9 protein-coding genes are annotated in these 13,097 nt (G+C 36.5%); 3 read left to right on the plus strand and 6 right to left on the minus strand.

Annotated elements, in window-relative coordinates; all coding sequences use genetic code 11:
* Window positions 1-2: 2 nt before the first annotated feature.
* Window positions 3-656, minus strand: coding sequence for a thioredoxin domain-containing protein (locus JIV24_RS04150; RefSeq protein WP_200463750.1), 654 nt, complete (start codon window positions 654-656; stop codon window positions 3-5).
* On the minus strand, window positions 637-3,600 hold the full coding sequence (locus tag JIV24_RS04155; RefSeq protein WP_200463751.1) for an AsmA-like C-terminal region-containing protein: 2,964 nt from the start codon (window positions 3,598-3,600) through the stop codon (window positions 637-639). Before JIV24_RS04155 ends, JIV24_RS04150 begins: the two co-directional genes overlap by 20 nt.
* A 418-nt stretch (window positions 3,601-4,018) precedes the next feature.
* Here JIV24_RS04155 and JIV24_RS04160 point away from each other — a divergent pair, with 418 nt between their 5' ends.
* On the plus strand, window positions 4,019-5,617 hold the full coding sequence (locus JIV24_RS04160) for a hypothetical protein (protein WP_200463752.1): 1,599 nt from the start codon (window positions 4,019-4,021) through the stop codon (window positions 5,615-5,617).
* A gap of 156 nt (window positions 5,618-5,773) precedes the next feature.
* Here JIV24_RS04160 and aspS read toward each other — a convergent pair whose 3' ends face one another.
* Window positions 5,774-7,534 carry an aspartate--tRNA ligase gene (gene aspS / locus JIV24_RS04165; protein ID WP_200463753.1) on the minus strand — a complete coding sequence of 587 codons (1,761 nt, stop codon included), beginning with the start codon at window positions 7,532-7,534 and terminating at the stop codon, window positions 5,774-5,776.
* Between the two features lie 198 nt (window positions 7,535-7,732).
* Between aspS and JIV24_RS04170 the strand changes: the two genes are divergently transcribed.
* Complete coding sequence (locus tag JIV24_RS04170; protein ID WP_234445701.1) at window positions 7,733-8,179, plus strand: nucleoside deaminase; 447 nt, start codon at window positions 7,733-7,735, stop codon at window positions 8,177-8,179.
* Between the two features lie 241 nt (window positions 8,180-8,420).
* On the opposite strand, the gene JIV24_RS22845 is transcribed toward JIV24_RS04170, so the two are convergent.
* Window positions 8,421-8,561, minus strand: coding sequence for a T9SS type A sorting domain-containing protein (locus tag JIV24_RS22845; protein WP_353890329.1), 141 nt, complete (start codon window positions 8,559-8,561; stop codon window positions 8,421-8,423).
* Window positions 8,562-8,928: 367 nt separating this feature from the next.
* On the opposite strand from JIV24_RS22845, the gene JIV24_RS04180 reads away from it, so the two are divergent.
* Window positions 8,929-9,285: a response regulator gene (locus JIV24_RS04180; RefSeq protein ID WP_200463755.1), complete on the plus strand. Its 357-nt coding sequence runs from the start codon at window positions 8,929-8,931 to the stop codon at window positions 9,283-9,285.
* 270 nt (window positions 9,286-9,555) lie between these two features.
* Here the strand turns inward: JIV24_RS04180 and JIV24_RS04185 are convergent, their stop codons facing one another.
* Both JIV24_RS04185 and JIV24_RS04190 read right to left on the minus strand, forming a co-directional pair.
* Complete coding sequence (locus JIV24_RS04185; protein ID WP_200463756.1) at window positions 9,556-10,167, minus strand: DUF6266 family protein; 612 nt, start codon at window positions 10,165-10,167, stop codon at window positions 9,556-9,558.
* A gap of 271 nt (window positions 10,168-10,438) precedes the next feature.
* Window positions 10,439-12,784 (minus strand): T9SS type A sorting domain-containing protein, encoded by a 2,346-nt coding sequence (locus JIV24_RS04190; RefSeq protein WP_200463757.1) that lies wholly within the window; start codon window positions 12,782-12,784, stop codon window positions 10,439-10,441.
* Window positions 12,785-13,097: the final 313 nt, after the last annotated feature.

Below are 13,097 nucleotides of genomic sequence, written 5' to 3' on the forward strand. Positions count from 1 at the left end.
CATCAATAATTATCTAGTTCATAATCAAATACATTAAACAGTTCATCAACACCTTTGTATCCTTGAAGTAATTTATTATTTACTACAAATGTAGGACTTACTTTAGTATTTAACATGTAATAGTCATTGTTATTTCTTATTACATCATCAAACATGTCATTAGTCAAGATACATTCTGCGATGTCAGAATTAACACTAATATACTCATCAATAAGTTTTTTAAACTCTTCTGAATGTACTGCTAGCGGATTAAAAATTATTACGTCATGAAATGTATCCCATACCCCAAATTGATTAAGACAAATGGCTGTTTGTAAAGCCAGCATCATATCCGGATGTTCTCCTGGTTCTATGAGCTTTATTACAAATTGAATTTTTCCACTTTTTATATACTTTTCAAGCATTTCTGAATAAGCTTCATCAAAGAACTTTCTCCCACCTACACTATAATAGTTATGAAACATTATTACCTGCAATGGTGCATTATCCTCACCAATTATAATATCATTATAATATACTTTAGGCATACTAGATAAAACCGGCAGCACTTCTGCCTTATATCTACTTTTTAAAAAGTAAGCTCCTATTAGTAATATGACAATCCATGATAAATTGAATACATATTGCCTTTTTCCTTTACTTAACACCGGTTTCATAATTAAAGTCATTCGGATTAAATGATACCTTAAGACCTGTCTCCTGCATCTTAACACGCATTCTCATCGTCCTTCTATCCTTGTGCTTATTACCACGAGTTCCCATATCTGAAATACCATTTTTTATCTCATAATATGGGAAAATAGATATCATACCTTTTGTACCACCATCATAATCTTTTGCTTTCTTCTCTTTTGATTGTTTTTTAACAATAGTATTTGTTTTCCCTCTTCTCAAAAGTTCTTTCAAATAAAGCCTTAAATAGTATTCACAATCCATATCAAATTGTTGCATACCAAAAAATGAGATATCTAAAGCATTACTTTTAATGTTTGTTAATGGTACATATGCAGCACCTTTGTAAACGAACATTTTTGTATCAATCGTCTTAAAATGAAGATCACCCAACTCATCAATATTATATAACTCCCCCATTTCAACCGCGATATCATAACCTTTCAATCGACCATCTTCCAACATATAATTTCCACGCATTTTTATAGATTCCATATCAATAGAATCGTTTATAAAACTTACACTCCCATCGGTTGTTGCATTAAGCCTTCCGCTAAGTTGTTCATGACTTATGTATACCTCCTCACTATATTCCATAAAATCATCAAAGTCATAAAGCACCTGATTAATATCCATGTTATATATGTTAGTATGAAACTTAACTTCAGCACTTTCTTCACCCAACTCATACCTAACCGAACTATTGGCACTTCCCTTAAAAGCATCAAATTTAATTTGGTCGGCAATGTAAAGGCTGTCCGACACATTATACAACGTACTTAAGTTTTCTAACAAGGCATTGCCATACCAAAAGCTTTTGGCTGTTATTTTCCCTTTGGCCGAAAAACGATAACGGGCAGGCTCTGATTCACCCACATTTTCAGATGTAACAGTGTCATCAACCAGTAGAGATTCAAAAAGGGCATAATCAATATCGCCCAGTTGCCAATTGGCATCAACCATAATGGTATCGGGCTGATTTAACCAAAAGCCTTCATAAAAATTAGCAACGATGGTTGAATCACTTCTGAACGCAATTCCACTTAAATCACCATTAATATTAAGCAATCGAATCGAGTCGTTTGACACAAGTAACTGCCCATCCAAATCATTTAATTTGAGAATATTATCAGGCATTGACAGTTTCACATTCTCAAAGTCGGCAATTAAATTACTTCGCTTAAATAGCGCTTGCATTACATTGTCACTTACCGAGTCAAGATGAACACTTCCTTCACTTAAAAACCAGGCTTTTATATTTCCATCCATGTTTTCAATCAATGAATCAGGAGCAAAAGCCAGAAAATCAGCTAACACTACATCGGCATTAGCATCTATTTTATAAACTGGTTGCTCTAGGTTGGCAACACTTGCTTTGCCAATTAATCGACTATTATCTGTTTCAATCTCAAAACCTGATAAATCAATACCTATTGTATTCAAGCTATTTACACTGCCTTTGTAACTACCTTTTACTCCTGTATTTTTAATATTTAACTTATAGTCGGGTAGTTGAGCCTCAAAATCACCCAAGGCAAATTGTTGATTATGGTACTTTAAATGTCCATTGGCTTGTTGCAGATTTAATACCGAATCCATCACAACACTTACATCATCTATTTTTACCTTAAGCATAGTACGCCCCAATACATAATCGGCAAATTGGTCATTATATTGTTGCGGTAAAACACCACTCGTTTTAGCCTCAAGCCAAATATTACCACTCATATCATTAACCAGTGAATCGGGTAATTGGTATTTTACCTCTTCTAAGTCAACATGCAAATTACTCGACAGCGAATAATGAATATTGTCCAGATTTCTAATACTTGCCCTGGTGAACGCATGACTATTGCCCACTTTAAAAGCCAGTGTATCGACTATTAACGAGCTACTTGCATTAGTCATTAACTCGCCATTGGAAAACTTACCTGAGAACTGAATATCATTCACGGCCGGATAATCACTAATGCCTACTTCTCCATCTCTGAATTGCATCCAGGCATCAATTCTTGGCATAACGCTGTCGCTGTATAGTCCTTTAATATCGGCCTGTACACTCGCAACACCTGAAACATAACGTAGTTCGCATGCTCGTAGCAAGCTATCGGGTATATACTTTTGTAACTCTCGCAAATCAAATAATGACGATGAAACACGAAGATCCATGTATATAGCAGAGTCATTCTTAATTTCACCATTCGCTTTTAATTGTGCGCCATCGCTTTCGATGTATACATCATTAATGGTTATATCATCATCTAAGTATAGAATATCTATATCTAGCTTTGTTTCATCCATTAAATGTAAATTACTGCTTGGGTACTGACAGTTATTGGCTCTAAGTACGCCTTTAAGCTCAGCTTTTGTCGTTTCACTATCGATATACACACTTGTTAAAGCATTATCAATATGCAGGCAGGCATTAATATCATTTGTAACATCCTGGTAGGAACAAAACAGATTAATTAATTCCAGATGCTTAAGGTTTAAGTATAGTTGGCTACTCGTGGTGTCTTCTGATGGCACTTCATCTGCCACTAAAAAAACATCAAAATTAGAATGGCCAATGCTATCTATTCGGTAATTAGCTAAACCACCTTCAACGGAAATTTCGGTAATATTAAATTCACTATTAATAAGCGGATACATTTCTACCGACACAAACATACGTTTTACTTCAGCAAGTGTATCTGTTTGGGTATAAATCCCAACATTATTTAGCTCAACAATAGCGTCTGGAAAATCTTTGATGAGCGAAAAATCAATATTTCCAATTGTGATATCGGCATCAATTCCCTGGTTTATTTTCCTCAAGGTTAATTGAATCACTTTATTTTCGGCCAGTTCAGCTACTAATATAAGTGATAACACTATTGTGAGTAATGTTAAAGAAAAATAAGCAAGAACTCTTTTTACAATCTTCATATAAAGGTAGTCGATGTGATTTGCTATAAATTGAAATCGGATGAATGACAAATTTATGATTTATACATATTATGATCGAACGAATTGTTGAAAAGTTAATAATTTGTTAGAATTACCTATAAAAAGCAGTAATTAAGTTGACATATGGCCATTCAAGCCTTAAATTATATATTGTCTCACGGATGAGATTTCGAATTCAGTTATGGAGCCAAAAGCTGTAGCACCTCGCTATAATAAGGGTACGAGGATCCTGGTGAAAGTATTGCCATTGAGGGATAACGAGAGATGAGGCGGCTTTTAGCTCTTTTTTATGTCTTCTTTTTAGTATTTCACTTAATGATTACCGAAACTTTGAACTGCACAAGGCGTATAGATGGCTTGTATATCGTATATTCGTTAAGAAAAACTAATTTCATCCATGTATAAGAGTTCAATTGTTCTTGCAACATTATTTATCCTGTCTGTTGCGGCAAAGTCGCAATCAATTAGTCATTACGAAGACCCATACTACTCACCTTTTGAACGCTATGTATACAAACCAGGCACTGGCTTTCATACCTCTATCAGGCAGTATCGGATGGATCAGCTCAATAACATTGTTAATACCGATTCGGTATTATATGATGGTTTAAGAATACCAGCTGGCAAACTGAACTTTTGGAAACGCATCTTTCATGATGACTTATTTAAACTTGACAAAGGTGATGTTAACATTGTAGTCAACCCCATCTTTAACTTTGAAGGAGGACGTGAAAATAACGAAGGGCTTAACACCTGGACCAATACACGAGGTATTTTTATAAAAGGTAATATTGGAAAACACTTGCACTTTTATACTGACTTTGTTGAAAATCAAGCTGTCGTTCCCAATTACATCAACGCATTTGCACAAGAAACCAACATGATGCCTGGTCAGGGACAGCGAAAAGATTTTAGCACCAATGGCCATGATTATGCCCAGGCTACCGGATATATTGCTTTTAACTTCGCCAAATACTTTAATTTCCAGCTAGGTAATGGTAAGCATTTTATTGGTGATGGTCATCGTTCTCTACTTTTATCCGATGGCGCCTACAGTTATCCGTATGTAAAGCTAACGGCTGATTTCTGGAATATTAAATACATGGTGATGTGGAACAAGATGCTGCAATACGACGAAGTAGCAGATCAAACTGACTTCCGCTACCCGGGAAAATATGGCGTATTTCAATACCTCGACTGGAATATTAACAAGCGACTTAGTTTAGGATTTTACGCCAATGTGGTTTATGCCGAACAAGACACAATGGGGCATCGGGGCTTTGACATGCATTACCTTAACCCTGTTAACTTTTTCAGGCCTGTGGAGTATAACTTGGGCTCGCCTGATAATGTAACAATGGGACTTAATGCGCGCTACATTGCAGCCAAGTGGCTAACTTTATACGGGCAATTTGTATTAGGTGAGTTTAAGTTTGATGAAGTAAGCAGTGGTGAAAAGTGGTGGGCTAACAAACATGGTTTTCAGCTAGGAGCACGTACTTTTGATTTATTTGGCATTGATAAACTTGATTTACAACTTGAGTATAACCAGGTGCGGCCATATACCTACTCGCATTATACCACTATTTATGCTTACGGCCATATGAATCAACCCATGGCCCATATTCTTGGTGCTAACTTCAGAGAAGGATTAGCCATACTAAAATACCGAAAAAATCGCTGGCTATTTAAGGCCGAATTAATGGCTACAAGCTACGGAAAAGATTATGGCGATGGCGTAAGTTGGGGAAAAGATGTATTTATGCCCAATACACAGAGGCCTTACGATTACAACCATACCATTGGTCAAGGCTTAGAAACTGATGTTTACAATGCTGATGTTAATGCTTCATTTTTAATTAACCCCCGTAACATGTTTAACATTGTGGCTGGTGCAAGAATCAGAAAGCTTCAAAACGAACAGGAGACAATGGATACACAACACTTTTATTTTGGTGTAAGAACATCGCTGAAGAGTTTGTATTATAATTTTTAAGGACACAATAAAACAGACTAAAGATATAAGAAGCCAGACAAAAAAAGGATGTCATCTTTATTGGCATTTTGCTCAAAAAGATGACATCCGTAAACTTATTAAATTAAAAAATGGGGCACCTTAACAGATGCCCCATTTTTCTTAAAGTATATCTTACTATTCTTTATCTTTCATATTAAGTGCAATGCTTAAATCATCGAGCTGCTCATTGGCAACTGGCGATGGCGAATCAATCATTACATCACGTCCTGAATTGTTTTTAGGGAATGCAATAACGTCACGAATAGAATCCAAACCTGCAAATAATGATACCAAACGGTCGAAACCAAATGCCACACCACCATGAGGCGGCGCACCATATTTAAAAGCATTCATTAAGAAACCAAACTGATTCTCTGCTTCTTCCTCGGTAAAACCAAGTAACTTAAACATCTTTTGCTGTAACTCATCATTAAAGATACGAACCGAACCACCGCCGATTTCAACACCATTAATAACCAAGTCATAAGCATTGGCACGCACATCACCTGGTGCGCTCTCAAGCATACCCATGTCTTCTGCCTTTGGTGAAGTAAATGGGTGATGCATTGCATGAAAACGATTTGCATCTTCATCCCACTCCAACAATGGGAAGTCAACAACCCAAAGTGGTGAGAATTTATTTTTATCACGTAAGCCCATTTGCTCACCCATCTCAAGACGAAGCTCACATAAGGCCGTTAATGTTTTGTTTAAACCGCCAGCTAAAATCAATACCAAATCACCTTCTTTGGCATTGAACTTAGACCCAATGGCCTTTAACTGTTCAGCTGAGAAGAACTTATCAACAGATGATTTAACCGAGCCATCAGTATTGAATTTGATGTAAATTAATCCGCCAGCACCAATCTGTGGTTTTTTAACAAAATCAGTTAATTTATCCAATTGCTTACGCGTATACGTTGCACATCCTTCAGCACAAATACCACCTACGTACTCAGCCTCGTTGAACAGCTTAAACTCTGAATCTTTGACATCATCTGTAAGGTCAATAAATTTCATTTCGAAGCGAGTATCCGGCTTATCTGAGCCATAATATTTAATCGCATCGGCATATGACAAACGGGGGAATGTATAATCGATATCAACATTCTTAATAACCTTAAACAAGTGTTTCGTCATCCCTTCAAATGTGTTCAGGATGTCTTCCTGCTCCACAAACGACATTTCACAGTCAATTTGTGTAAACTCAGGCTGACGATCGGCACGAAGGTCTTCATCACGGAAGCACTTTACAATCTGGAAATAGCGGTCAAAACCACTAACCATCAACAATTGCTTAAATACCTGTGGCGATTGCGGTAAAGCGTAAAACTGCCCTTCGTTCATACGCGAAGGTACAATAAAGTCACGGGCTCCTTCAGGTGTCGATTTTATCAAAACAGGTGTTTCTGTTTCAATAAAGTTTTGTGAATTCAAATAATTACGAACCTCAAAACCAATTTTATGACGTAACACCAGGTTTTCACGTACAGGATTACGACGTAAATCGAGGTAACGATACTTCATTCGTAACTCATCACCACCATCTGTTTCATCTTCAATCGTAAAAGGAGGCAATTCTGAAGAATTAAGAACGTTCAACTCTTCCACTAAAATTTCAACATCACCGGTTGCTATTTTAGCATTTTTATTGCTTCGTTCAGCAACCTGCCCTTTAACCTGAATAACGAATTCACGACCAAGGTCTGCGGTTTTCTCGCAAAGCTCTTTGTGTGATTCTTCGTTAAATACTAATTGGGTAATCCCATATCTGTCTCTCAAATCGATGAAGGTCATTCCTCCAAGGTTTCTAACCTTTTGCACCCAACCACTAAGGGTTACCGATTGATTGATGTGCTCAATTCTTAATTCTCCGCACGTATGTGTCCTGTACATTGTAATTACATATTTATCGTTGCCAGTTGGCAAATGTATGCAACGATATTGACGTTTAAAATTATCTTTGCGAAAATAGTAAGAAAAAGGACACAAAAAAGCTGTTAAGTGTTTTAGCTTTTAGATTTTTAGTGACTGATAGCAAATACATGACTTTTGTCACTCTTCTAATCTGTAGTAATTTAAAATGAGTTGTAAATGAGTGAAATTAATTTTTCGGACCAGTATTTTATGAAACAGGCTTTTCTGGAGGCTCAAAAAGCTAAAGAAAAAAATGAAGTGCCGGTAGGAGCCGTTGTGGTTTGTAACAACCAGATAATTGCGAGAGCCCACAACCTGACAGAAACGCTCAATGATGTGACTGCCCATGCTGAGATGTTAGCCATCACATCGGCCGCAGAGTTTTTAGGTGGCAAATACCTGAGTGAATGCACGCTTTATGTCACTTTGGAACCTTGTGTGATGTGTGCCGGCGCGTTAAGTTGGGCGCAGGTTAAACGCATCGTCTTTGGTGCCAGTGATGAAAAACGCGGATATGCGAGATGCCAACCATCGCTTCTTCATCCAAAAACAATTATTGAATCGGAAATAATGAAAGATGAGTGCCAGGAAATTGTAAAAGATTTCTTTCGACATAAAAGGTAAATATTTATAGGTGATTTGAGCCAGAAATTTTATATCGAACTCGGGTTATTAGAAAATAGACATTCGACTATTTACAATAGCACACAACATCAGTCAGTTAAATCAAAACCACTTAAAGACTCAAACATTTGTCTTTATTAAACTTAACAAACTATTGACAATGTACGCGCTACAAAAAACGAATAAAGCCTGATAGATGATTTCATATCAGGCTTTATTCGTTCATATCACAAGTATTATTTTACAAATAATTTCTGTTCATATTGATTATCATTACCTTAACCACATAAATACCCGGTTGCAAGTTTAGATCATTGGTAAAACTATCTCCTTTAAACTCAGAGTTAGATACCATTCGACCATCAATCGTAAACAAATACACTTGCTTTTCGCCTAACCAATCGCAATTGACAACTAACTTCGCAGCATTTCCCCACTCTACTATGACTCAGTCTATATGTGGCACTTATACAATTAATACGATAGCAATATTTTTTGTCAATTTGACAAACTGTCGTTTTAAGTCGATGAATGAAATTAAAATCTTTAAAAAATTTTACACAATTTCAACTTGCTCAGCCTGTGACTAACGTGGCATTTTCTATGATAAACGGTACAATATTATTGACAAACACCAATACGACCCAAGAAACAACAACTCACAACGCCTGTGTATCAGTATTTTAAGTAAAACATTTTCGTTATAATTACGTTAATAACAATGGAACTAACTCTAAAAACACACAACAGTGAAAAAAATATTAATAGTTGATGATGCACCGGATAGCCGCTTAATTCTAAAAAGCATGCTTAAAAACTATGATGTTAATGTAGTGGAAGCTAAAGATGGAGTTGAAGGTTGGCGAAAGATAGTATCTGAGCAACCAGATCTTGTATTACTGGATTTACACATGCCACATAAAGATGGCTTTTCAATTTTAGAAGATTTAGAGGAAGAGTGGATGGGCATTCCGGTTGTGGTTGTTTCAGGAGATACAGAGGAAGAAACGGTTAGTGCCTGCGAATACTATGGTGCCAAAGCCTTTTTAAAAAAACCGGTGGTATTAGAAGAATTTAAGGAAGCTATTAAGGTATTACCTCTCTAAACTATAGATTTACGCCAGTGCTGAAAAGCCTGGCGTTTTTTTTATTGGCAGAGGGGCATTATAATTCCGTTACCTGCCTGATATCAGAAGGAGACTCCAGAAAAATAATTCAACTCACATTCCTTTTAAACGTAGTTAAAGACTTTTATGATTGAAAGAGAAATCGCCCCAACAGGCGTTCATTCACTTACCATAGTTTAAATGCATGGAACCATCGACTTTTGAAGGCTCATCCCCTTTCCAACTTCCACTCTTCAATACATATGCCCTTTATTGCAATTCCAGCCACCTGCTATTACTAAAACCTCGCTCTTTATAATCGCGAAAGACCAGCCAAATATCATATGGCTCCTTACTGTAACAATCCATCTTCCAAAGGTATGATTCGTCCCTTCTTTCTGCTTCCGTTTGTTTGTATTCTACATTGTTCTGCCCACGCACCTGTGCAATTACAAATAAAGTATCCAAAGGGTGCTCTTGCTCATCGTGTTTCCATTGAAATAACACCCCTTCATCTGTACGAACTATACTTGCCTCTGATGGCAGTGGCACTGAGCCCAGACTCACCATAGCTTTGGTGTAGTCGATGTATTGTTCAGGATATTCACTGCCAATGGCATTCAGCATATTATAGGACTTCGCCGCCATATGAGCCGATCGCCCAACAGCTTGGCTCTTAAAGGTTATTCGTAATACATCCTTAAAAGGGCCTAAGAAAACATTCACCAATTGCATTTTTTGTCGTTGCGCCAGTTGTTTCTTCGACTTCTTGTCATTATACTGACTAGGCAAAGAGCGCATATAGCTTTTACCGTACATCGGGTAAATTATTACATTCCCTAATCTCCCTGATGAACCATCATTTACATTGTATCGTGCCATATCATCACTAGTTAGATAAATAATATTTTAAGACTTCACAAGCCCTTACCTTTGTTTCTCTAAAGTCAGTATTAAGTTACATTCAATTCATACTTAAGTCAAGTTAAACTCAATTGCATTCGAACTTAATTCGTATTTAGTTCCTATTTAAACCGACTTTACTTTGAGTTTAATCACCTATTAACACGAATCTGAGATTAAGTAACTACAAAAAAAACAGCCCATTCAAATACACGAATGGGCTGTTTTCTATTTATCTTTATTTGCTTTTTTATCTCACAAATACCTTTTGTTGATACAAATACTCACCTCCTGATACCTTTACAATGTAAATACCTGGCTGAACACTCAACTGTGCATTGTATTTATCTCCTTCGAATGCTTCACGAAGAACAAGTGAACCTGAAACGGTAAATACCTCAATGGTTTTCTCACGAAGTTCCCAATCGCAGTCAACTTGTAGGGTAGATTTATCTTGAATATATATCTTAACAGCATTTTTACTGCCGCTTACATCGTCTATATCTGTTGGCACTTGTGTTTCCAATGATTTAAAATGCAGTACAAATCGTTCGTGATCTTCACCTTCTTCAGCTGTAAAGGTATAAACCGTAGAATTGCTCATTGTTGTTAATGAACCTGTTAATTTATCTTCTAACACCAACTCATAATTACCTGTCAAGTTGTCAATACCATTTATTTTTAACTCCTGAACACCTGCTTTCGTTTTTACACCTATTGTTTGTTGATAATCATCCAACGATTCAGGCAGAACATTTATGACGGCTTTTGTATCTTCCACTATAGAGTAGATATATGAATAACTTGTGCCACTATACATCATCTGTTTCGAATCCTGTGTATTCAAGGCTACATCTCCATTAGGGAGTATGGCTATCACAGCTTCGTCGGTCAAACCATGTTCATTGGATAGCTTCAATCGAAGAATGTTCTCTTCTGCCGTTTTAGGTGTAGATTTCAAACTGATACTCTCTCCAACTGGTTCGTGTACTAAATTTGATTTACGCATGTGAATCGATTCACCAACAACACCAGTAGTGCCTTCAATATAAAAAGCTTGTCCAGGAGCTATAATACCATCTTGAAGATAATCATAAGTACCAGAATCTCCATCATCTGGCGAATAAACCCCTGTTGTTGTATTGAATGTTAAAAAGGCCTTATCTGCATTCGTATTTGAATCTGATACGTAAACCGTCTTTTCTGTTCCTTCAAAATCAGTACTCGCAGCAGGTATTTGATAATAGGCTGGATAAGGATTGGCGATAATCTGCCAGCCTTCAATTACTGGTTTCGAGTATAAATCATTATTATTAGGAATTCCTGTTTGAGAAATGGTTGTAGCATTCAACACCTTTAATTGATAACCTCTGATTCGTTCAGATGAAGTAGCATCCTGATTGAATTCAAAATCAGCAGGCGTATTTGCTCTATTTATTAATGAGCCATCATCAGCATAATCGTATAAAGCATACTTATTGTCCGGATTAGTTACATCCGTTAAAATACCCCTGTAAACACTCATTTGCGGATTTGAAATAGGGTGTCCAATAAAGAACCAATGCAATGGCGTGTAGGACCACTCGAAAGAGATGTTACCTGATATATTTCCATGGACAATAAAGGAGCTTGGTTCAGAGTTTGAACTTTCCACTATCAAAGATGCATCAGAAGGAATAACAACATCACCATATATTGTAACATTACTTCCACTTGGAATTATCAACTTAGCCTTATTTTTCAGAGTTAGATTCCACATAACATATATACCTAAACTATGTGACTTAGCAATCTTCGAAACAGTTGTAGAATCGGGTATAACCACACTGTTTATAGTGTCCGGCATAGCATTTGAACTCCAGTTTGTATCTTCATCCCAAAATTCACTTGTGCCATCCCAAGTATAAATATTGTTTGGACTATCCATAATGTCATCCACCAAATCTTTAAAAACAGGATCATCGCCCCCATCGTTTATTAAATCTGTTAAATCCTTTTCAGTTCCATTTGGCAGAGCAGGAGGATTTGGATTAGCGTCAGGATCTAAAAGATAAACATCTCCGGTAATATCATTTAGATTACCACCTGGTGAAGACAATGTACCTCCAACAACTAAGTTGGCAGAACCTAACATATCTGTATTCTTAAGACTAACATTCCCTAATACCACGACATCTCCATCAAGTGAAGAACTATTCTGTGTTAATGATAAGTTTGTATGGATAATCAACACACCCCCAGATTCAACAGTTAATACTCCTGCATCATCGGCCAAACTACCAAATATCTCAACTTTACCACCATCTCTGATGATTAAATTACCTTTCGAAATATCAACAGTTCCCGTTACAACAAAAATACCATCTAACTTGACATCAATCGTCGAAGCGTTATTCCCCCCTATTATTAGACTATTATCTAACTTCACTGAATCTCCTTCTATCACAACTTCACTATTGTTGAGTGGATTTATCGATGGAGCTGCTTCCCCCCAAGGTGTGGAAGTTTCATAATCGCCATCATTTACACTTGACCATTGACCTTTAACTCCAAAAAACACTAGAGAAAATAGAATTATAAAAAATATCTTCATCATTTTAATCATTCATTTTAGTTACTCCGAGGTTAGTACTGACTCACCCTACCTCCAACATCACAATTTATTCTTACGAAAGAACATGACAAAAGTAATATAATAATGTATTAACTCATTAAAATATTTGACGACTCGTCTGTTTTTTAACACGAACATGAAACTTACACACATCTCGTTATATGCATTTTACATCAACAACACGTACATAACTACAAATACACATTATAACTATTATGGGGTGCAGTTCTCATATTACGCAGCATTTTTAGTGTAGTATACGTCAGAAAAATGTTTCCAAAAACCATCCCATCTG

Source organism: Carboxylicivirga marina, from assembly GCF_016612505.1.
GTDB lineage: Bacteria > Bacteroidota > Bacteroidia > Bacteroidales > Marinilabiliaceae > Carboxylicivirga > Carboxylicivirga marina.